Here is a 21,397-nt window from a genome sequence, read left to right as displayed (position 1 = left end):
GTTTCTGCACCAGCGGAATCTGTTCGAGAGGCATCTCCACACCGAGATCGCCACGCGCGACCATCAGGCCGTCGAAGGCCTCGACGATCGCGGGCAGATCCGAAACCGCCTCGGGCTTCTCGAGTTTCGCGATGATCGGCACACGCCTGCCGGCCTCGTCCATGATCGCGTGCGCGAGCTTCACCTCCTCGGGAGAGCGCACGAAGGACATGGCGACCATGTCCACACCCAGCTCGAGTGCGAACTTGAGATCCTCGATGTCCTTCTCGGACAGGGGCGGAACGCTCACGTCGATCCCTGGCAGCGATATGCCCTTGTGGTCGCTGACCGGACCGCCGTGCACGACCTCGCACCTGATGTCGTCGCCGCTGACGTTGACCACCCGCAGGTCGACCTTGCCGTCGTCGACCAGTAGCCGATCGCCGGTCCGGACGTCCTTCGCCAGCCCGCCATAGGTCGTGGAGACCCGGTCGTGGTCACCGGGGCAATCCGCGGTGGTGATCACGATCTGCTCACCGTCCGCCCAGACCACCGGCCCGGCGGCGAACCCACCCAGCCTGATCTTCGGGCCCTGGAGGTCAGCGAGCACGCCGACCGCGCGACCACTTTCCGCGGCGATCTGGCGGACCATGTCGTACACCGCGGAATGCTCGGCTCGGGTGCCGTGGCTGAAGTTGAAGCGCGCGACATCCATTCCGGCGTCGACGAGTTCGGTCAGTCGCGGTGCGGTGCTGGTGGCGGGTCCGAGCGTGCAGACGATCTTGGCGCGACGGTTCACTGCGTTTCTCCCTAGGACAGAGCCGGTTGAGTTTCCTTCTCGCGGGTGCGATCGGAATGCGACGCCCCGGGCTCGCACGTGCGCGCGAGGAGGTCGGTGGCGGCGTGGATGGTGCGAAGCGTCGGAGCGGCGGCGCCGGTGAGGTCTGCCATCTCCACGACCGCCGCCACGATGGCGTCGAGTTCCAGCTGCTTGCCTGCTTCGAGGTCTTGCAGCATGGAGGTCTTGTGGTGGCCGACGTTCTCGGCTCCGCGCAGCCGCTTCTCGATGGAGATGTCCGGGGTGCAGCCGACCTTTGCGGCGATGTCGAGCGTCTCCTCCATCAGCTGTATCACCAGTTGCCGGGTGAGCGGATGCTCGCAGATCTCGACCATCGTCGCTCTGGTGAGCGCGCTGAGCGGGTTGAACGCGACGTTGCCCATGAGCTTGATCCAGATGTCACTGCGCAGGTCGGCCTCGACCGGTGCCTTCAATCCCCCGGCGATCATGGCTTCGCTCAACGCCTTACAGCGATCCGAGATCTCCCCGGACGGCTCACCGATGGAAAACCGGGTGCCCTCCAGATGCCGAATGACCCCGGGGGCTTCGATCGTCGTGGCCGGATACACCACACAGCCGATGGCCCGCTCGGGTGACAGCACGGCGCTGGTGGCACCGCCGGGATCGACGGCCTCGATCCGACGCCCCCGGTATGGCCCTGGCAGTTCGTGGAAGTACCACCACGGAATTCCGTTCTGCGCGGCCAACACTGCGGTGTTCGGGCCGAGTAGCGGCTCGACAAGGGGGCCGCACGACGGATAGCTGTGCGCCTTCAGGCCCAGAAAGACGTAGTCGACGGGCCCGATCTCGGTTGGGTCATCCGTGGCATTCGGATACGCCACGAAGTCACCGCGGTCACTGAGGACCCGGACACCGTTCTCCCGCATCGCGTGCAGGTGTGCGTTCCTGGCGATGAGGTGCACGTCGGCACCACCGCGCTGCAACGCGGCGCCCCAGTAGGCGCCGATCGCCCCGGCTCCAACGACTGCAATCTTCACGACAACCTCCCTTTGATCGCATACTGTATGCAACTAATCCGACTGCTGTCTAGGTCCAGCGGCCGATTGCGTGTGCGCACTGCTCCCCCGGCGTCGATCCTGCGAGCAGGGCGCACAAGCGCGAGTGGCTCACACCGCGACCGCAGAGTGGACCGCTGTCAACGTAATTCGCGGCGCCACCGCGGCGCCCGACCGACGGTAACGCAAGCCTCCCCTCTTCCGCCTCCCCCAAATGGGGGTTGCATACAATATGCGATCTACCTATCCTGAACCACGTCCCGGCATGGCGTGGCCGCCGGAGGCACCGACCAAAGCCGCCGAAACGTGCGGGTCGGCAACAGCCAGGAAGAGGAATATGACGCTCATCGGAGTGCCGCGGGAATCCGCGGAGGGTGAACGCCGCGTCGCGCTGGTCCCCAAGATCGTCGAGCGACTGCGAGCCCTCGGTCTGGAAATCGTCGTCGAGAGCGGGGCCGGAGACGGAGCGCTGATCAGCGACGAGCACTACGAGAGGGCAGGCGCCACCATCGGTGATCCCTGGCCCGCCGACGTCGTCGTGAAGGTCAACCCACCGACCGCCGACGAAATCAGCCTGCTGAAGCCAGGATCGGTCCTGATCGGGTTCCTGGCACCCCGGGCGCACCCGGAAGTCGTAGAACGGCTTCGCCTCGCCGACGTCACTGCGTTTGCGGTGGAGGCGATTCCGCGGATTTCTCGTGCGCAGGTGATGGATGCGTTGTCGTCGCAGGCCAATGTGGCTGGGTATAAGTCGGTGTTGTTGGCGGCCTCGGAGTCCACTCGTTTCTTTCCGATGTTGACCACGGCCGCGGGCACGGTGAAGCCGGCGACGTTGTTGGTGCTCGGGGTGGGTGTGGCGGGGTTGCAGGCGTTGGCGACGGCCAAGCGTCTCGGTGCCAAGACCACTGGGTATGACGTGCGCCCGGACGTGGCCGATCAGGTCCGCTCGGTGGGTGCGCAGTGGCTGGATTTGGGGATCGACGCGGCCGGTGAGGGCGGGTATGCCCGTGAGCTGACCGACGAAGAACGCGCCCAGCAGCAGAAGGCGTTGGAGGAGGCGATCACCAAGTTCGACGTGGTCATCACCACGGCGCTGGTGCCGGGGCGTCCGGCGCCGCGGCTAGTGACCGCGGCGGCGGTGCAGGGCATGAAGGCCGGCAGCGTGGTGGTCGACCTGGCCGGGGAGACTGGTGGCAACTGCGAGCTGACCGAGCCGGGGCAGACCGTGGTGCGCCATGGCGTGACGATCACGTCGCCGTTGAATCTGCCCGCCACGATGCCTGAGCACGCCAGCGAGTTGTACGCCAAGAACGTCACTGCGCTGCTGGAGCTGTTGATCACCGACGGCGCGCTCGCTCCCGACTTCGACGACGAGGTCGTCGCCGCTTCCTGTGTGACCCGAGAGGCTGGATAGGACTCCACGATGTATGACCAACTATTGGCCAATGTCGCGATTCTGGTGCTCGCCGGGTTCGTCGGCTTCGCCGTGATCTCGAAGGTGCCCAACACCTTGCACACCCCGTTGATGTCGGGCACCAACGCCATCCACGGCATCGTGGTGCTCGGCGCGCTGATCGTGTTGGGCAACCTGCCCGCCGACGCGAACTGGGGTGTGCGGATCATCGCGTTCGTCGCACTGGTCTTCGGCACGCTCAACGTGATCGGCGGCTTCCTGGTCACCGACCGGATGCTGGGTATGTTCAAGGGCCGCAAACCTGAGCCCGTGAAGACGGAAGCCGAGGCGGGCAAGTGACTTATCTGGTCAACGTCCTCTACATCCTCGCGTTCGGGCTGTTCATTCTGGGTCTGTCGGGTCTGACCGGTCCCAAGACCGCCGTGCGCGGCAACTTGATCGCCGCCACCGGTATGGGCATCGCGGTCGTCGCGACGCTCATCTCGGTGCGCGACACCGCCTCGATCAACTGGATTCTGATCGCCGCAGGCCTGGCGATCGGGGTGATCCTCGGCGTGCCGCCGGCGAAGAAGACCAAGATGACGGCGATGCCGCAGCTCGTCGCGCTGTTCAACGGTGTCGGCGGCGGCACCGTCGCGCTGATCGCGTGGGCCGAGTTCATCGAGACCGACGGCTTCGCCCACTTCACCCGCGAGGAGCATCCGACCGTCGCGCTGGTGGTCGGGTCGCTGTTCGCCGCGATCATCGGTTCGGTGTCGTTCTGGGGCTCGCTGGTTGCGTTCCTCAAACTCCAAGAGCTACTGAACAAGAACGTCGAGCGCAAGCTGGTGGCCTCGGCGAAGCTCTTCCAGGTCTCCAATGTGGTGCTGCTGCTCGGTGCTGTCGCGGTGGCGGTGTACATCGGGCTGAACGCCGGTGTGGGTAGCCCGGCCTGGACGATCGTGGTGGTGCTGGTGCTGGCCGGGATGATGGGCCTGTTCGTGGTGTTCCCGATCGGTGGCGCCGACATGCCGGTGGTCATCTCGCTGCTCAACGCGATGACCGGATTATCTGCTGCCGCAGCGGGTCTGGCGCTGAACAACACCGCGATGATCGTCGCGGGCATGATCGTCGGCGCGTCCGGTTCGATCCTGACCAACCTGATGGCCGTGGCGATGAATCGGTCCATCCCGGCCATCGTGTTCGGCTCGTTCGGGGCGGGCAGTGATGCCGCCGCCGCGGCGGCTGGCGGCGAGCAGGGCACCGTGAAGGCCACCAGCGCCGCGGACGCCGCGATCCAGATGGCGTATGCCAACCAGGTCATCGTGGTGCCCGGTTACGGGCTGGCCGTCGCGCAGGCCCAACACGCCGTCAAGGAGATGGCCAGCCTGCTCGAAGCCAAGGGCGTCGAGGTGAAGTACGCGATCCACCCCGTCGCGGGCCGCATGCCAGGACACATGAACGTGCTGCTGGCCGAGGCCGACGTCGACTACGACGCCATGAAGGAGATGGACGACATCAACGGCGAATTCGGTCGCACCGACGTCACGATCGTCATCGGCGCCAACGACGTCACCAACCCCGCAGCCCGCAACGACCCGAGCTCACCCATTCACGGCATGCCGATCCTCAACGTCGACGCATCCCGCTCGGTGATCGTGCTCAAACGATCCATGTCCTCGGGCTACGCAGGCATCGAAAATCCGCTGTTCTTCCTCGATCAAACCTCGATGCTGTTCGGCGACGCCAAGAAATCCGTCGGCGCCGTCACCGAAGAACTCAAAGTATTGTGACCGCGGAACGCTAGGTGCTTCGGCGCCCTACGTCGGCGGCGGCTTCGAGAAGGGCCTGGGCCACCATCGAATTCGGCTCGCGGTCCAACACGATCAGTCCGACCGCCGGACCTGGTCCCTGCTCGACCATCGGTCGCATAGTCAACCCGTCGGGCATACCGAACGCGTCAAGCCAGGTATGCGCCACCACACTCGCCATTTGCAGGGTCTTCATGTGCGTGTACAGGGCGCCGACCGTGTCGGTCTCCACCACTGGGTTGAATTGGGCGCCATCGGCGGCCGTGTTGGCTTCGATGATGCGGCGGTTCCGCATGGCCGTGGTCAACGCACACAGCGGAAGCTCTGCCGCCTCCGCCCAACGCACTTCCGACCGTTGCATGAGCGGGTGTGCCGAGGGTGCAACGAGAACATAGCGCTCCCGATAGAGCTCGACCCGTCTCGTGCCGGGGGGTGTTTCGGCGTCCAGATAGGTCAGACCCGCGTCGAGCTCGAATTCGGCCAGACGCCGGGCGATCTCGCGAGACGACATCGCCTCGACCCGAACTCTCGCGCCCGGGTATCGCTCCAGGAAACGGCTAGTGACCAACGGGCTCGCCGGAAGCGAGGTCGGCACCGCCCCGATGCGGGCCGTCACGGTCAGACCACCGCGCATCCGCTCAACGTCTGCCAGTAGCTCGTTGCGTTCGGCGAGGATCCGGTGGGCCCAGGTAACGACGCGCTGCCCTTCGGGGGTAAACCCCTCAAATCGCTGACCGCGCAACACGATAACGACGTCGAGTTCGTGTTCGAGCCGACGTATCGCCACCGAGAGGGTTGGCTGGCTCACGTGGCATGCCGACGCGGCGCGACCGAAATGGCGCTCGCGAGACAGCGCCACCAGATACTCCAGCTGCTGGATCGCTACCTCGCCGTGCATCCACCCACCCTGTCGTCAACACCGATAGCGAAAGACTATCGCAGCATGTCAGATCGCAAAGACCAATCCCTTGTTTGCCGTTGGCAGCGGCTGTTAGCGTCGTTACGTCGACATGACGAGCTGCCAAACTTATTGGCGGCGAACCTCTTTCCAACGTGGGAGGACGGATGTCGACTACTGGCGCCCCTTTCCTCGACCGAACGGTTGTACGTGTCGGGCGCAACGATGAAAGGAAATCGAGAATCATGGCAAAAGTTGTTGCTGTCCTCTACGCGGATCCGGTCGACGGCTACCCCACGACCTACGCGCGGGACGGTCTTCCGCACCTGGACGGCTACCCGGACGGGCAGTCCCTGCCGACGCCGTCGGCGACCGACTTCACCCCCGGCGCACTGCTGGGCAGCGTCTCGGGAGAGCTCGGCCTTCGGGCCTATCTCGAGGGTCTCGGCCACGAGCTGATCGTGACGTCGGACAAGGACGGTGAGAACTCCGTACTCGACCAGCACCTTGCCGATGCGGAGATCGTCATCTCGCAGCCGTTCTGGCCTGCCTACCTCACCGCAGAGCGGATCGCGCGGGCCCCGAAGCTCAAGCTCGCCCTGACTGCCGGAATCGGTTCCGACCACGTCGATTTGGATGCCGCGATCGAACGAGGCGTCACCGTCGCGGAGGTGACGTTCTGCAACAGCATCAGCGTCGCGGAGCACGTCGTGATGATGATTCTCTCGCAGGTCCGCAACTACCTGCCGTCCTACAAGTGGGTCATCGACGGCGGCTGGAACATCGCGGACTGCGTGCAGCGTTCCTACGATCTCGAAGGAATGCACGTCGGCACCATCGCCTCGGGCCGGATCGGCCTGGCCGTCCTGCGCCGGCTGGCACCGTTTGACGTGCACCTGCACTACTACGACAAGCACCGGCTGCCCGCCGACGTCGAGGCCGAGCTCAACCTGACCTATCACCCGTCGGTGCAGGACATGGTGCCGGAACTCGACGTGGTGACCATCAACGCGCCGCTGCACCCGGAGACCCGCGGACTGTTCAACGACGAGCTCATCTCGACGATGAAACGGGGTGCGTATCTGATCAATACGGCGCGCGCGCTCATCTGCGACCGCGATGCCATCGTCCGCGCTCTGGAGAGCGGCCAGCTGGCCGGCTATGCAGGTGACGTGTGGTACCCGCAGCCGGCCCCGGCCGATCATCCGTGGCGCACCATGCCCCACCATGGGATGACCCCGCACATCTCCGGGTCGTCGCTGTCGGCACAGACCCGTTACGCGGCGGGCACCAGGGAGATTCTGGAGTGCTACTTCGAGGGCAAGCCCATCCGTGACGAGTACCTGATCGTCGACGGTGGGGCGCTCGCCGGTGTCGGGGCGCGGTCCTACACCGCGACCGTCTGATATGTAGGCGGTCTTTGGTCAAGAGACAGGTGGAAGCCGCCCCGGTGAGAACCGGGGCGGCTTTCTTGTTGATCGGTGCCAACCGGTGCCGGTGGTCGAAACCGAGCCCGCCGCCAAACCGACACGGCCCTGGCCAAGTCCTGTGACGTCGGTACGGTGGTCGTATGAAATATGTCGACGTCGACGGAGTCGGACGGGTCAGCCGGATCGGTCTTGGCACATGGCAGTTCGGCTCACGCGAGTGGGGTTACGGAGACGACTACGCATCGGGCGCCGCGCGCGACATCGTGCAGCGCGCCCTTGACCTTGGCGTCACGCTATTCGATACGGCCGAGGTGTACGGAACGGGCAAGAGTGAGCGCATCCTCGGCGAGGCCCTCGGCGACAAGCGCGCCGACGTCGCGGTGGCGAGCAAGATCTTTCCGATCGCGCCGTTCCCTGCGGTGGTCAAGCAGCGTGCCCTCGCCAGTGCTCGCCGGTTGCAGCTCGACCGCATCCCGCTCTACCAGGTCCACCAGCCGAACCCCATCGTCCCTGATTCGGTGATCATGCCGGGGATGCGCAGCCTGCTCGACGAAGGGCGCATCGGGGCGGCCGGGGTATCGAATTATTCGCTGGCCCGCTGGAAGAAGGCCGATGCCGCCCTCGGACGGCCGGTGATCAGCAACCAGGTGGAGTTTTCACTCGCCCACCCACAGCCGCTCGACGACCTCGTCCCGTTCGCCGAGCGGGAGAACCGGATCGTGATCGCCTACAGCCCACTGGCACAGGGACTGCTTGGCGGCAAGTACGGCCTCGACAACCGGCCCGGTGGCGTCCGCGCGGTGAACCGGCTGTTCGGCACCGAGAACCTGCGCCGGGTCGAGCCGCTGTTGCAGACGCTGCGCGACGTCGCAACGGAGGTCGATGCCAAGCCGGCACAGGTGGCGCTGGCCTGGCTCATCAGCCTGCCTGGCGTGGTCGCCATTCCCGGCGCGTCCAGTGTCGATCAGCTCGAGTTCAACGTCGCCGCCGCCGACGTCGAGCTGAGTCCGGATTCGCGCAACGCGCTGACCGAAGCCGCCCGCGCGTTCCGGCCGGTGTCGATCGGCCGCTTCGCCGCCGACACGATCCGCGAGAAGCTCAACCGCTAAACGCTGGCCGAAGCGAGGCCGCGGAATCGTCAGGTGCTTATCGTGAGCACATGACCCCAAACCGCAGTTCCGCTAAGGGCGAGCAGCGCGACGGAGTCGACCTGACCAACCTCGACCAGCCGCTCGGGCCGGACGCCGGGGCCACGAAGCGTGACCTGGTCGACTACCTGGACGCGGTGGCCGACCGGATCTTGCCCGGACTCGTCGGTCGTCCTCTCACCGTGCTGCGCGTGTTGCGCGGGCAGGCGCCGTTCATGCAGAAGAACGTCCCCAAGTACACGCCGGATTGGGTACGGACCGTGCCCATCTGGGCCGAGGCATCCAAGCGGGAGGTGCGCTACGCGCTCTGCGACGACCGGCGCACCCTCCTGTGGCTGGCGAACCAACGCGCCATCGAATACCACCCGACACTCGGCCTCGCTCCGAACATCTACCGGCCCACGCACCTGGTGCTCGACCTCGACCCGCCGGGCGACGACGACGTCGCCGCCGTGGTCGCGGTCGCGCACCTGGTCCGTCAGGCGCTGGCCGATTGCGACCTGGTGGGCGCGGTCAAGACCAGCGGCGCCAAGGGCATTCACGTGTTCGTGCCGATCGACGATGCTGCCCCGGTCGAGGACGTCGCCGGCGCCACCCGAGCACTCGCCGCCCGCGCCGAAGCGCTCGATCCGGACCTCGCGACGACGGCGTTCATCGTGGAGGACCGTGGCGGCAAGGTGTTCGTGGACGCCACCAGGGCCGGTGGCGCGACGGTCGCCGCTGCGTACAGCCCGCGGCTGCGCCCAGGGACGCCGGTGTCCTTTCCTATTGACTGGTCCGACCTCGACCGGATCACGCCTGCCGACTTCACGGTGCACACGGCGATCGATGCATTGGCCGGAGGCGACCCGTGGGCCGCGTCGATGCCGGCCCCGCAGCGACTGCCGAGCGACCTGATCGAACACGGCCGCACCATTCCGGTCGCCCGCGTGGCCGCCATGCACGAAGGCAAACGCCGCGCCCGCGCCCGCCGGGCCGACGACGGCTGATCAGTCAGGCCGTTGGTCGTCACGTCACATCTGGGGCGTCCGCCTCTAAGGGGCGTCCCTCGAGGGCGGCGAAGACGCGCAACGGGTCCAGGTAGTCGCGCCACTCGCTGACTTTGCGGTCCTTGATGACGACCACGGAGATGTACCGGTTGGCGTAGGGCTGCCCGGTGGCCACGACCGTTCCCTCGGAGGAGTATTCGAGCACCACCGACGACGTTGACGGCGACTGGTGGACGCGCAGGTCGTAGCAGCGGTCGAGGAAGAACGTGGAGCCGTAGCCTCGGTAGAGCTCGATGAGATCGGCGCGGCCGACCACGTGGCGCGGGTAGTCCGGAACCGTGATGATGAAGTCGAAGACCACGTCATCGGCAAGCAGGTCGAAGAAGTGGTCACCGTCGACGAGGCCCGCGAGGCCGTGCTCGATGATTCGGAAGAACGGATCCAGAGCGCGGAAGTCGTCAACGTTCTCAATCATTCGAAACCTCCCCGGGTTGGTTGATAAAGGACAACGGCAGATGGGCGATCCGTATTCTCCCGACGATCTTGCCGTCGGGGTGGCATCAAGTCGCCGATACGGGTTTGAAGAGTCATGAGATTCAGCCACCTGTCTTGCGACTCGACGCTCTATCCGCGCTAGTACCATGCAAATCATTTGGAAGCGCGATAGAGACTCGGTCCGTGGCAGAGCCAACCATTCAGTTTCGCCGTCTTGCCGAGCAGGTCGCTGACCAGCTGCGGCGGCGCATTCTCCTCGGCGAACTGGCTGATGGCAGCATCCTCCCGAAGGAGGACGAGCTGCTCCTCGAGTTCCCGGTCAGCAAGCCATCTCTGCGCGAAGCCATGCGGATTCTCGAGGCCGAGGGGCTACTGCGCGTGCGTCGCGGCAAGCTCGGGGGCTCTGTGGTGCGTCGGCCGAATGCGGCGAACGTGGCCTACACGATCGGTCTGGTGCTGGGGTCGCAGGAGGTGGGCCTGTCCGATGTCGGCAGCGCATTGCGGCAGGTCGAGCCGGCGTGCGCGGCGCTGTGTGCCGAGCGCGCCGACCGGAAGAGCGCCGTCGTGCCTGCGTTGCGCCAACTGCACGCCGAATCGGTCGATTCGGTCGACGACCTCCGGCGAGCCACGTCGGCAAGCCGGCGCTACCACGAAGCGCTCGTCTCCCACTGCGGCAACCAGACCATGATCATGCTGGCGGGAGCACTCGAGATGCTCTGGTCAGCGCATGAACAAGCCTGGTCGGCAAGGGTGCGGGACCACGGCATCGTCCCCGTCGACGAGCGCCTGGCGGTCCTCGAGGACCATCGGCGGGTGATCGACGCGATCGACGACGGCGATGCGCGACTCGCTCGCGACCTCGCCGCGGCGCACCTCGTCGACGCGCAGCACTACCCGGGGTCGTCCGGGGTCGTCGACCCCTCGATGGTGCGCAACTGGGCGCAGAGTCCATCGAGCACGAGCTGACGCCGGCCAGCGTCCTCCCCGTCGCTTCGCTCGCCCCATTGACGCAAGCCCTCATTTTCATATGATTTGGTGATGAGCGTCGACGCAGCCGCCGTCACGAATGCCGAGGCTGCGCAATACCGGGCCGCCGGCTGGTGGTCGGACACCACGCTGTCCGACTGCGTTCGGCGCAATGCCGGGTCGTCGCCGGACAAGCCGGCCTACGTCGACTTCTCCCTGAACCCGCCCGACCGCGTACTGACCTGGTCCGAGTTCGACCATGCCGCCACCAACCTGGCCAAGCAGCTCCAAGGGTTGGGGGTGGCGCCCGGCGACGGTGTGGCGGTGTGGCATCACGACGGCTCGGCAATTCACGTCCTCCTGGTGGCCATCGAACGTTGCGGCGCCGTGGCGGTGGGACTCGGAGCGCGCGCGGGTGTCCGTGAGGTGGCTCAGATCCTGCGGACCGCGCAACCGTCGTTGATGGTCAGCGATGTCGCGCGACGCAGCCAAGCGACCCAGGCCGCCGCCGACGCCGCGATGGTTCCACCCCAACGCGTCGTCGTGTACGGGGATGGGTCCGACGACCTGTTCGTCGACACCACGCCCCGGCGGGATGCGTGGGCTGGCCTGTCCCCCGTCGGACCCGACGACGTCTTTCTGATCAACTCCACATCGGGCACCACCGGGATGCCCAAATGCGTTGTCCACACCCAGAATCGCTGGTACTACTTCCACCAGAAGGCGGTCGCCAACGGCGAACTCACGGCGGAGGACGTCTTCATTCCGGTCATTCCCACACCGTTCGGCTTCGGCATCTGGACGTCGCACACCACGCCCATCTACCTGGGTGCGACGACGGTCAGAATCGAACGCTTCGATCCCGAAGCCACCTGCGCCGCGATAGCGCGTCACCGAGCGACAGTGCTGTGTTGCGTCAGTACGCAGCTGGCGATGATCCTGGCGAGCCCCGCATCCCGCGACCATGACCTGACCAGCTTGCGCGTCGTCTTCACCGGCGGCGAGCCGCTTCCGTACACGCAGGCAGCGCAGTTCGAAGAGCTGACCGGGGTGAAGATCCTGCAGTTCTACGGCTCCAACGAGACGGGCATGCTGAGTGCGACCACCGTGGCGGACACGTTGCACCGCCGGCTTCGCTCCGCGGGGCGCACTGTGCCGGAGATGCGGGTGCGGCTGTTCGACGGCGATCGCGATGTCACGGAATCCGGTAGTGGACAACCGGTTTGTCGAGGACCGGCGACCAGCCTGGGCTACCTCTACGGCACCGACCACGACAAGTTGTTCACCGAGGACGGCTGGATGCGGATGGGCGACATCTGCGAACTGGACGCCGAGGGCTATCTCAGCCTGACGGGTCGGACGTCCGACTTCATCCTGCGCGGCGGGAAGAACATCAGCGCCGTCGCCGCAGAAGAGGTCGTGGCGACCCATCCCGCCGTGGCCGTGGCTGCGGCGGTAGCGATGCCCGACCCCCTGTTCGGCGAGCGGGTGTGCGTATTCGTCGAGTTGAAGCACGCCGCCACCCTCGACCTGCCCACGCTCGTCGCGCATCTGGTGCGGCTGGGGGTTTCCAAGGAACTGCTCCCCGAACGACTCGAAGTCCTCGACGAACTGCCGCGCTCCTCCGGTGGCAAGATCGCCAAAGGCCAACTTCGCGAAGACATCCGATCAACACTCGAGGCGACCCTCGAAATTCGGCAGGAGCAGCGGTCATGACCACAGACGAAGTGCGGCGGGGCGGCCTGGGCGTTTGGGCACCGTCGAAGGTGCCACCCATCGGCGTCGACCTCGCCGACGCCCAACAGCTGGCGGTGGCATTCCGCCACCTCGCCGATATCGGATTCGCCGAGAACATGGCCGGGCACATCACCTGGCAGCTCGACGGGCAGACCGACATGCTCGTCAATCCGTGGGGACTGTGGTGGCAGGAGTTGTCCGCGTCGGACATCTGCGTCGTCGACCAGGATGCCCGCGTGGTCCGCGGCCGCTGGGACGTCACGCCCGCCATTCACCTCCACACCGAGCTGCACCGGCTGCGACCGGACGCCCGCGTGGTGATCCACAACCACCCCTACTACGTCAGCCTGCTCGCTGCCCTCGGCGTGCTGCCGGAGCTGGTCCATCAGACCGGCTCGTTGTTCCTCGACGACATGTACCTTCTCGACAAGTATGACGGCGAGATCGATGTACCCTGGCGCGCAGTCGAACTCGCCGAGCAGATCGGGTCGGCCAACCTGGCGATCCTGGCCAATCACGGCGCCATCATCACCGGGCGCAACCTGGCCGAGGCGGTCTACCGGGCGGCGTCGGTCGAGCGCGTGTGCCGGCTGGCCTACGACGTGATGCTCACCGGCCGGACCCCGTCACAGATGAACCGCGGCGACATGGTGGGCATGCAGGCGTCGCTGATCGAACGCGCCGCCGACGTGTACTGGGCCGGAGCGGCGCGCATGACCATCAAGGCCGACCGCGGCGTCTTGAGCTAGCGGCCGAAGCGACGACGAGAGAAGAGGATTGGGCACCATGGCCTCCATTGACGAGATGTCGGCGAATCTGAGCTTCACCACCGCCAAGACCGGCGCTGACCGCAGCGTGACCTTCCTGCCCGAGCCCGAACGGGCCGAGCGCCGCTACACCGTCATCTCAGTCGACGACCACATCGTCGAACCGCCCGACACCTTCGAAGGGCGCGTTCCGCGGAAGTTCGCGGACCGCGCCCCGCGGGTGGTCGACACCGACGACGGCGGCCAGACTTGGATCTACGACGGTCAGTCGCTACCCAACGTCGGCTTCAATGCCGTCGTCGGGCGACCGGTGTCCGAGTACGGATTCGAGCCGACCAGGTTCGACGAAATGCGCCGCGGCGCATGGGACATCCACGAACGCGTGAAGGACATGGACCTCAACGGCGTATATGCGTCGCTGAACTTCCCCTCCTTCCTTCCCGGTTTCGCCGGCCAGCGGTTGCAACAGGTGACGACGGACCGCGATCTCGCGATGGCGTCGGTCAGGGCGTGGAACGACTGGCACCTCGAGGCATGGGCCGGCGCCTACCCCGACCGGATCATTCCGTGTCAGTTGCCGTGGCTGCTCGACCCGCAGGTCGCCGCCAAGATGATCTACGAGAACGCCGAACGCGGCTTCCACGCCGTGACGTTCAGTGAGAATCCGGCGATGCTGGGCCTTCCGACCATCCACTCGGGCTACTGGGAACCGTTGATGGCGGCCTGCGCCGAGACCGGAACGGTGGTGAACCTGCACATCGGTTCGTCGGGCACGTCGCCGTCGACCACCGATGACGCGCCGCCGGACGTGCAGGGCGTGTTGTTCTTCGCATACGCCATCTCAGCGGCGGTGGACTGGCTGTACTCCGGGGTGTGCACCCGGTACCCGGACTTGAAGATCTGCATGTCCGAGGGTGGGATCGGTTGGGTGGCAGGGCTTCTCGATCGCCTCGACCACATGCTCAGCTATCACGAGATGTACGGGACATGGCGGAATCTCGGCGAGACGCTGACGCCCGCCGAGGTGTTCAAGCGGAACTTCTGGTTCTGCGCGGTGGAGGATCAATCGTCGTTCGTCCAGCACGAGCGGATCGGCGACGACAACATCCTGCTCGAGGCCGACTACCCGCACTGTGACTCCACCTGGCCGCACACCCAGCGCAAGATCCACGAGCAGATCAACGGACTACCCGATGAGATCATCCGAAAAGTGACGTGGGAAAACGCATCGCGGCTCTATCAGCATCCCGTACCCGCGGCGATCCAGGAGGATCCGGACGCTTACTGAACGACCCGCTGGGCATGACGGACTCGGCGATGGACCGTCAGCGGCGGACCGAGGCCCGTCGCGTCGTGGTGCGCCGTACCCGCGGTGGCTGGTCGGCGGGGCTGAGGCCGTTCCGCACCAGGGATTGCGCGTTCTTGACGATCAGTTCGATTGAGCTCCGGCGGGGATTCCACCATTCAGCCGTCCAGTTCAGCGATCCCAGCACGAGCGCCTGAGCCATCCGCGGATCAAGGTCGGAGCGGAGGTGACCGTCGGCGGCGGCGTCGTCGAACAGTCCGCTCCAGATCGCGTTATAGCCAGCCTCCTCCTTGAGCTGCCTGGTGCGCAGCCGCTCGGGGAGCTGTCCGGAGTTGCGGATTGACGCCGTCGTGTAGTCGGAGATCTCCAGCTCGTGGCGCAGGTGCGCCTCGACCGCAGCCATGATCCGGTCCATCGCTGAAGACTCGGGCGGCAACGCCGCAAGTACCTCGACGAGATGTTTACGCATGTCGGCGATACCGCTGAACATCACCTCTTCGATGAGGTCCTCCCGGGAGGGGAAGTAGTAGTAGATGGCGGGCGCTTGGATTTCGGCGTACTCGGCGACATCGGAGAGTCGTGTTCCTGCGTAGCCCTTGACGCTCAGGACGTGCGCCGCGGCGTCGAGGATGCGGGCCCGGGTGCGGGCCGATTTCGAGTCCGCGACCTCGGGGCGCGCGCTGGGCGCGTCCTGCGATTTTTTAGGCACCATTCGATGATATGGCCGTCGCGCTCGCGCGTTGGGCATCTACGCAGTGGAGTCGACGTCGCGGTCCGTGGTGACCTGATACCCCCTGATGCCCGTGCCGATGGCGACCACTCTGCGTCGATCTGTTGTCTTCACGGTTTCCTCGTGCTTCCAGGCTGGTCGGGGGCGAAGGAGGCCAGCCCGATTCCCTTGTACTTGTTCATGATTCGCTGGTACTGGCGGCGATTGCGGGCCAGCGGTGTGTCGGTAAGTCGGGCGGGGAGCCGCCGGTAGGCGATGCGGAGGGCCGCGGTCGCGATGGCGAATTCGAATTCGTGGCGGCGGGTCCAGGTCATGGGGACCAGTGCCCGCACTTCTGGGTGCATGATGCCGAACCCGAGCACCGCGAGGAAATGTCCGGCCTCCCCAGCGGTGAGCTGCCATAGCGGTGCCGCCACACCGGGGAGGAAACTGGGGCGCGGGGGCCGCAGGGCGTGTTCGACGACTCGGTCCAACATCGGTGTCGCTTCGAGGGAATCCGCCGCCACCTGGTCGTAGTAGCTGCTCAGCTCGCCGTAGTTCTCGATGAGCGCGGACCGGCCGGGCAGTTGCAGATCCGCGGTCAGTTGCCGGAAGCGGTCCCAGATGGCCTGATCGTCGGCGGCGCTGAGTTGTTCGCCCGTGATCGCGACGAAGGCGCCGCGGTGCACGAAGAACGTGCTGATCAGAATCCAGTTCCAGGATTGGGGGTTCAGCGCGCTGTAGCGGACTCCGTTGGCGCCGACACCCTTGACATCACGGTGCAGACGGACGAGTCGCTCTGCCTCCGCACGGCGATCGGCTTCTTCGCCTGCGAAGACGATTTGATCCGACGCGGCGGTGCGCAATGCACGCTGCAGCGGTGCATACCGGATGCACCCGGTGTCTTCCAAGGCCGCTGCGACCGCAGGCAGCATGGTCTGATCGAACAGGGCAGCGCCGAAGAAACCCACGAACACCGACCCGGTGAACCGCTCGAACCGATCGCCGACATCACTGATCGCCGGCACGCCGTCTGTGGCCGTTGGCAGCTCGGCCGACGCATGCCCTACCGGACACGTCATCGTTGGTCTCCTCTGCTCCCTCGCCAAATCTGGTGCACTCGGACACCAGATAGGATGTTGGTGCCAGCGTGCACCAGATGTGCACCACAGTCAAGGACATCGTGAACAATGCAGGAAATGGCGCAAACGACGCGTAACTACGGCGGGCTGACCGCGGACCAGCGCCGCAGCCAGCGTCGTATCGCCTTGATCGAGGCCGCATTGGACCTGTTCGCCGAATCCGGTGCGAGCGGTGTCACCAAGCGCGCCGTCTGCGCCCACGCCCGGCTCAACGACCGGTACTTCTACGAGCACTTCGCCGACGGCGACGCCGTGCTGGACGCCGCCGCCCAGCAGATCACCGGCCAAGGCCTGCACGCGGTTACCTCCGCCACCTTGGCTGCTCCGTCCGACATCCGCGCCCAGGTGCACGCCGCCGCCGACGCCGCCGTCGACTTTCTGATCGCCGACTCCCGCCGGGGCGCGCTGCTCCTGGGTTCGCAGACCACAGAAGTCCTGCAGCGTGCCCGCCTGACGAGCACCCACGCGATCGCCAATGCCATGGCGGCAATGACGCGAGAGTTACTCGGCGATTCCGCACCCACACCACTGGACACCGACCTGGCCGCATTCACTCTCGTCAGCGGCACCCTGGAGCTCGTCGCCGCCTGGCTACGCGGCGACTACGCCCTCAGCCGCGAACACCTCGCCGACCTCGTCGCGGCCATGCTCCTTGCCGTGACCAATGTCTCGACCGCACTGCCAAAGCCCTAGTGGCACAGGCGCGTTACTTCGCTACGTGCCGCCGTCAGCGCGGGGGCCCGAGAATGACCTGTCCGAACTTGTCCGCTCCCTCGACCATTCGTTCGGGCGAGATTTCGAAGCCCTCCGGGCGCGGCGTTGCCCTGTCACGGCCGGCGTAGCGGAACATGCCCTCGATTCCTGCCGGCGTGTTGACCATGAGCAGATCCGCCTTCTTGGAAGTGATGCGGTACGCGTGCGGAATGTTCTTGGGCAAGAAGACGATTCCACCCTCAGACAGTTCCATCTCCTGTTCGTCGTACCAGAGCAACGCCGTTCCCTTGATGAGCATGAACACCTCGTCCTCACGCGTGTGCTTGTGGTACGGCGGCGCTTCGCCTTCGCTGACATCGAAGCGTCCGACCATCAACTGACCGTCTGTGGCCTTGCCGTCGAGCAAGATTGCCAGTGTGCCCCCGTCGAGCCATTCCAATTGTTGCTGCTGCTCGGGCTGCGCCAGATATGCCATGCTCACGAGGATCCCCATTCGTTGTCGGCGGGAGCACCAACTTGCCCCGACTCGGTGGTTTGGGCGACTTCAACGTCCGATGGTCGAGAATATCCGTGTGCGCAGCATGAGTGCGCGTCAATGCCCGCCAGCCGGGGTGATGCCGATGCCGGCTGCCTGCATTTGCACGACGGCATCCGCACCATCGACGTACTCCCACACCTTGGCGATCTGGTCGTCACGACTCTCGACGCACACGCAGTATTCGTTCGAATATGTGCCACCGTTGGGGAATTCCCCGGTGAGCGTGAAGCGGACCGTGCCGAGGTTGCCCTCACTGATCGCAGTATGGGTCGTCGTCTTCATCGTGTCGCCGTTGTAGAGCATGGGTGAACACCCGCTGCATGTTGTCACGGATGACCTCCCGTCCGGTACTGACGCGTTGCATGATCTCCGGCGGGACGCTGGGCGTGATCCACCAGATGGCGTCGTCGGCGAGCACCGCCACGATCTCGTCGGGACGACCGAAGGCTTCGACGAGTTGGGTGGCAAGTTGTGCGGGCGTGCGGGTCATGTTTCCTTACCCATCTGTTGCCATGTCCGGCGGGAACTGCTGTGGGAGTGATGGCAGCCGTTGAGGTTTCACAAACGCCACACCGGACAAATCTATTGACGTTGCGCTGCATCGCTTGCTCGCGCCCAGCGGTCGAATGTGCCACTCCATACCCAGTGGGGACATGAGGGGGCCGCCGGCCGCGCAGGCGTCACTGAACTCGACCGCGATCTGATGCTTCTGCGCGGACGCCGGCGAGGATCAACCTGACAGACTCACGGAAACTCCGCGAAGACCGCGGTACCTTCCCGTCAGCCTGCGGGGCACCATTGGGGTGGCGCGCCGCGCGGACCTCCCTGATGGCATCGTTGATGGTGACGTTGGCCAGCGCCAGACAGCACTCGGCCGCGGTATCTCGTGAAATACCTCCCTGAACTGTCGCTTTGGCGAGGGCATGGACATAGTCGCCAAGGATCAGCACGTCGTCATCGGTCATCAGATCGGTGAGGTGGGGATGAGCACACAACGTCTCGTGGAGCGCCAAGCACCAGTTCAACGCCGTCGACTCCCAACAATCGTACTCGTGTAGTACCAGTCCGAGCTTGGCAAAGTGGAGTTCGACAACGTTTCGAATCAGGTTGTCGCGGTTGCCGATCCGCTTGTAGAGAGTCCGTGTCGAGATCTTGAGGTCCTTGGCGAGACGTCGCACGGTCACCGCCCGTGCACCCTCCGCGTCAAGGAGCACGAGCGTGCGCTCGTAGATGGTCTCCGCGGAGATCGACGGTTGAGGACCGCGTCGCTTTCCGTCGCTGGGTGCGCGACTACCATGCCCATCCGCTTGCCGCCCGGCGAGCTGCATCATGCCGGCCGCGAATCGGTCGAACTCGGACTCGATGTCAACCGGCGACGCAACGCCATCGGCCACCGTCGTCACAGCGGTCACTGCCCCTTCGGCGGCAGCAGCATGTCCTGCCACGTTTGGTGTTGGCTGGCATCGCGGGCCAGGTTGGCCTGGGTGTAGGTCTTGCCGTCGGGCCCGATGTAGGAACCGGTGGCGGGGTCATACTCGGCTACCGCGAGCGGCGCAGGATCCGGCGCTTGCGGAGCAGCGGTGGAACCTGGTGTGCCCGGCGGTAATTGCGGGATGGCTTGACCGGATATGGTTGCGTTCGGGTCGCCCTTCCAGTTGTAGCCGTCGTTGAGCGGGATGTAGTTCTCGTCGCTTTCGCACATCGCGGCGGTCGGTGCGCGTTTGCCTGGCTTGGTTTCACATGGGATGTTGCGGGCGCCACGGACGTTGAACGGCGCGTCCTGCGGCACTCGGCAGTACACGTTGCCCGGTGGGCGCTGCGGGTAGTCCACGTCGGTGGGCACACGCTGCTGCTGGGGTGGCAGGAATCCGGTGGTGCATGCCGGCGGCAGGTTGAGGTTGAGGTTGAAGCTGAGGTACCCGCCCTTGTAGGCCTGCTTGGTGTTTCGGTTGGCCAGGCCCGCACCTTGGAGGATCGCGATGCCCGGCGGCAGAAGGACGAGGAGTTGCTCGAGATCGTTTTGGTAGGTGATGCCGACTTGGTCGAGGCTGGCCAGATTGGCCATCAGGATCGGCAGGGACGGCTGTAGCCGATCCAGAAGCGCCCGTGTCTCGTCGGCCGCCGCTGGACCCTTGTCCAGCAGCCCCGACACGGCGGGGTCCTGGGCCTTCAACTCACCGGTGACCCGTGCGATGTTCGCCGCCCAGGCCTGTATGGAGTCCGAGGTCTCGGTCTGGGAATCCAGCACCGGCTGGGACTGGTCGGTCAACGTGATCAACGCGTCGAGGTTCTTGCGCGCGTCGATCGCCAGCGACGTCGTCCCCTTCACCAACCGGGACAGCTCGGGGCCCAGGCCGCCGACGGCCGTGTAACCCTCGTCGATGACAGTCTTGAGGTTGTCGTGCGGGATCGCCTGAATGCCCCGGTTCGTGGCGGCCAGTAGCGAGTTGATGTCGGGGGGAACCGATGCCCGGTCGAGCGGGATGACGTCGCCGTTCTTCAGTACCGGACCGTTCCCGCTGCGGGGGCGCAGTGCCACGAACTGTTCGCCGACCGCGGTCTGGCTGTGCACTTCGGCATCCAGGTCGGCGGGGATGGGCACACCGGAGTCCAGCGACAGCACCGCGTCGACGCCGCTGTCGGTGAGCGCGACACTCTCGACACGGCCGACTTCGGTGCCGCGGTAGGTGACGTTGCCGGAGGAGTACAGACCAGCCGCGGCCGGCAGCTTCAGGGTGACGCGGTAGTGCCCAACACCGAAGAGGTAGGTCGGCAGTTGCATGTAGTGGAACACCATGAACGACACCGCGACCAGCGTGCCGACGGTGAAGATCGCCATCTGCGTGACGACCCGCCTTGGCAGATACATGCTAGGACCCCTGATCGAAGTTGTAGGGCACGACCAGCGGGTTCACTGCGGTGTATGGGCTGGGGAGTTGCCCGATGGTCCGTCCCCATTGCAGTTCGAGCTCGGTGAGGTTGCCCTCCCACCTGGTTCCGGTGAAGAACGACGAGTCGATCCGGCTCAAGGTGAGGTCGATGACCGCGGTCAGGTTGGCGTAGTCGCCGCGGTTCCACTTGGTGAGCGTGTCCTTCGGGAACGGGTAGGTCGGCAACACACCCAGCGCCCTGGTCAACGCGGGCCCGGCGTCGGCCAACGATTTCAGCACCGGACCGACGTCGGTGAGCTCTTGGACGAGTGCGGTCTTGGTCTGGTTGACCGTGTCGGCGGTCAGCGCGGAGAACCTACCCAGCTGCGTGATGGCGTCGGAGATGGTGTTGCGCTGGTCATTGAGCACGGCCAGCGCATCCGGAATGGTCTTGAGCGCCTTGTCGACGACCGGTTTCTGCGCGGCGATCTGACCGACGAGGTTGTTGAGACTGTCTGCGGCGGCGATGATGTCGTCTTTTTGGTCGTTGAGGTAGCCGACGTATTTGTCGAGCTGCACGATCAGGCTGCGCAGGTCGTCGGCGCGGCCGGCGAACGCCGTGCTCAGCGCTTCGGTGATGTCCTGCACTTG

23 protein-coding genes are annotated in these 21,397 nt (G+C 65.6%); 11 read left to right on the top strand and 12 right to left on the bottom strand.

Going from position 1 to position 21,397, the window contains the following annotated elements; genetic code table 11:
* Positions 1-778: pyruvate kinase (gene pyk / locus QOC69_RS21170; RefSeq protein WP_526443219.1), on the bottom strand; the 778-nt coding region annotated here is incomplete at its 3' end.
* 11 nt (positions 779-789) lie between these two features.
* Entirely contained in the window at positions 790-1,815 is a 1,026-nt protein-coding gene (locus QOC69_RS21165) for a ketopantoate reductase family protein (protein WP_526443217.1), read from the bottom strand.
* 355 nt (positions 1,816-2,170) lie between these two features.
* Between QOC69_RS21165 and QOC69_RS21160 the strand changes: the two genes are divergently transcribed.
* From QOC69_RS21160 to QOC69_RS21150, 3 genes are read left to right on the top strand one after another with little or no spacing between them, the layout of a single operon-like run.
* Complete coding sequence (locus QOC69_RS21160) at positions 2,171-3,247, top strand: Re/Si-specific NAD(P)(+) transhydrogenase subunit alpha (protein ID WP_526443215.1); 1,077 nt, start codon at positions 2,171-2,173, stop codon at positions 3,245-3,247.
* Positions 3,248-3,256: 9 nt separating this feature from the next.
* Positions 3,257-3,586 (top strand): proton-translocating transhydrogenase family protein, encoded by a 330-nt coding sequence (locus tag QOC69_RS21155; protein WP_526443213.1) that lies wholly within the window; start codon positions 3,257-3,259, stop codon positions 3,584-3,586.
* Positions 3,583-5,019, top strand: a complete 1,437-nt coding sequence (locus tag QOC69_RS21150) for an NAD(P)(+) transhydrogenase (Re/Si-specific) subunit beta (protein ID WP_526443211.1) — start codon at positions 3,583-3,585, stop codon at positions 5,017-5,019. The genes QOC69_RS21155 and QOC69_RS21150 overlap by 4 nt, the downstream gene beginning before the upstream one ends.
* Before the next feature lie 10 nt (positions 5,020-5,029).
* Here the strand turns inward: QOC69_RS21150 and QOC69_RS21145 are convergent, their stop codons facing one another.
* Complete coding sequence (locus tag QOC69_RS21145; RefSeq protein WP_526443209.1) at positions 5,030-5,935, bottom strand: LysR family transcriptional regulator; 906 nt, start codon at positions 5,933-5,935, stop codon at positions 5,030-5,032.
* A 245-nt stretch (positions 5,936-6,180) separates the two neighbouring features.
* Here QOC69_RS21145 and QOC69_RS21140 point away from each other — a divergent pair, with 245 nt between their 5' ends.
* The 3 genes from QOC69_RS21140 (at position 6,181) to QOC69_RS21130 (ending at position 9,502) form a co-directional block, all read left to right on the top strand.
* Positions 6,181-7,341: an NAD-dependent formate dehydrogenase gene (locus QOC69_RS21140; RefSeq protein WP_526443207.1), complete on the top strand. Its 1,161-nt coding sequence runs from the start codon at positions 6,181-6,183 to the stop codon at positions 7,339-7,341.
* A 164-nt stretch (positions 7,342-7,505) separates the two neighbouring features.
* Positions 7,506-8,474, top strand: coding sequence for an aldo/keto reductase (locus tag QOC69_RS21135; RefSeq protein WP_526443205.1), 969 nt, complete (start codon positions 7,506-7,508; stop codon positions 8,472-8,474).
* A gap of 50 nt (positions 8,475-8,524) precedes the next feature.
* Entirely contained in the window at positions 8,525-9,502 is a 978-nt protein-coding gene (locus QOC69_RS21130) for a DNA polymerase domain-containing protein (protein ID WP_526443203.1), read from the top strand.
* Between the two features lie 19 nt (positions 9,503-9,521).
* Here the strand turns inward: QOC69_RS21130 and QOC69_RS21125 are convergent, their stop codons facing one another.
* Positions 9,522-9,977, bottom strand: a complete 456-nt coding sequence (locus QOC69_RS21125; RefSeq protein ID WP_526443201.1) for a nuclear transport factor 2 family protein — start codon at positions 9,975-9,977, stop codon at positions 9,522-9,524.
* A 203-nt stretch (positions 9,978-10,180) separates the two neighbouring features.
* On the opposite strand from QOC69_RS21125, the gene QOC69_RS21120 reads away from it, so the two are divergent.
* The 4 genes from QOC69_RS21120 (at position 10,181) to QOC69_RS21105 (ending at position 14,755) form a co-directional block, all read left to right on the top strand.
* Positions 10,181-10,963 carry a FadR/GntR family transcriptional regulator gene (locus QOC69_RS21120; protein ID WP_526443199.1) on the top strand — a complete coding sequence of 261 codons (783 nt, stop codon included), beginning with the start codon at positions 10,181-10,183 and terminating at the stop codon, positions 10,961-10,963.
* Between the two features lie 72 nt (positions 10,964-11,035).
* Positions 11,036-12,679 (top strand): class I adenylate-forming enzyme family protein, encoded by a 1,644-nt coding sequence (locus QOC69_RS21115; protein WP_526443197.1) that lies wholly within the window; start codon positions 11,036-11,038, stop codon positions 12,677-12,679.
* Positions 12,676-13,449, top strand: coding sequence for a class II aldolase/adducin family protein (locus QOC69_RS21110; RefSeq protein WP_526443195.1), 774 nt, complete (start codon positions 12,676-12,678; stop codon positions 13,447-13,449). The genes QOC69_RS21115 and QOC69_RS21110 overlap by 4 nt, the downstream gene beginning before the upstream one ends.
* A gap of 37 nt (positions 13,450-13,486) precedes the next feature.
* Complete coding sequence (locus QOC69_RS21105; protein ID WP_526443193.1) at positions 13,487-14,755, top strand: amidohydrolase family protein; 1,269 nt, start codon at positions 13,487-13,489, stop codon at positions 14,753-14,755.
* A gap of 37 nt (positions 14,756-14,792) precedes the next feature.
* On the opposite strand, the gene QOC69_RS21100 is transcribed toward QOC69_RS21105, so the two are convergent.
* Both QOC69_RS21100 and QOC69_RS21095 read right to left on the bottom strand, forming a co-directional pair.
* Entirely contained in the window at positions 14,793-15,485 is a 693-nt protein-coding gene (locus QOC69_RS21100; protein WP_526443191.1) for a TetR/AcrR family transcriptional regulator, read from the bottom strand.
* A gap of 128 nt (positions 15,486-15,613) precedes the next feature.
* A complete protein-coding gene (locus tag QOC69_RS21095) occupies positions 15,614-16,564 on the bottom strand; it encodes an oxygenase MpaB family protein (protein ID WP_526443189.1) in 951 nt (316 codons plus the stop codon).
* 117 nt (positions 16,565-16,681) lie between these two features.
* Here QOC69_RS21095 and QOC69_RS21090 point away from each other — a divergent pair, with 117 nt between their 5' ends.
* Positions 16,682-17,317: a TetR/AcrR family transcriptional regulator gene (locus QOC69_RS21090; protein ID WP_526443187.1), complete on the top strand. Its 636-nt coding sequence runs from the start codon at positions 16,682-16,684 to the stop codon at positions 17,315-17,317.
* Positions 17,318-17,351: 34 nt separating this feature from the next.
* On the opposite strand, the gene QOC69_RS21085 is transcribed toward QOC69_RS21090, so the two are convergent.
* The 6 genes from QOC69_RS21085 to QOC69_RS21060 all read right to left on the bottom strand — a co-directional run.
* Positions 17,352-17,813, bottom strand: coding sequence for a cupin domain-containing protein (locus QOC69_RS21085; RefSeq protein ID WP_526443185.1), 462 nt, complete (start codon positions 17,811-17,813; stop codon positions 17,352-17,354).
* A 117-nt stretch (positions 17,814-17,930) separates the two neighbouring features.
* Positions 17,931-18,179 (bottom strand): nuclear transport factor 2 family protein, encoded by a 249-nt coding sequence (locus QOC69_RS21080; protein WP_526443183.1) that lies wholly within the window; start codon positions 18,177-18,179, stop codon positions 17,931-17,933.
* Complete coding sequence (locus tag QOC69_RS21075) at positions 18,127-18,366, bottom strand: nuclear transport factor 2-like protein (RefSeq protein WP_526443181.1); 240 nt, start codon at positions 18,364-18,366, stop codon at positions 18,127-18,129. The genes QOC69_RS21080 and QOC69_RS21075 overlap by 53 nt, the downstream gene beginning before the upstream one ends.
* 190 nt (positions 18,367-18,556) lie before the next feature.
* Positions 18,557-19,288, bottom strand: a complete 732-nt coding sequence (locus QOC69_RS21070; RefSeq protein ID WP_526443179.1) for a TetR/AcrR family transcriptional regulator — start codon at positions 19,286-19,288, stop codon at positions 18,557-18,559.
* On the bottom strand, positions 19,285-20,745 hold the full coding sequence (locus QOC69_RS21065; protein ID WP_526443177.1) for an MCE family protein: 1,461 nt from the start codon (positions 20,743-20,745) through the stop codon (positions 19,285-19,287). Before QOC69_RS21065 ends, QOC69_RS21070 begins: the two co-directional genes overlap by 4 nt.
* Before the next feature lies 1 nt (position 20,746).
* Positions 20,747-21,397: MCE family protein (locus tag QOC69_RS21060; protein WP_526443175.1), on the bottom strand; the 651-nt coding region annotated here is incomplete at its 5' end.

Origin of the sequence: Mycobacterium sp., from assembly GCF_032162105.1 — a bacterium.
Lineage (GTDB): Bacteria > Actinomycetota > Actinomycetes > Mycobacteriales > Mycobacteriaceae > Mycobacterium.
The sequence above is the reverse complement of the archived record's forward strand: the minus strand, read 5'-3'. Positions and strand labels throughout refer to the sequence as shown.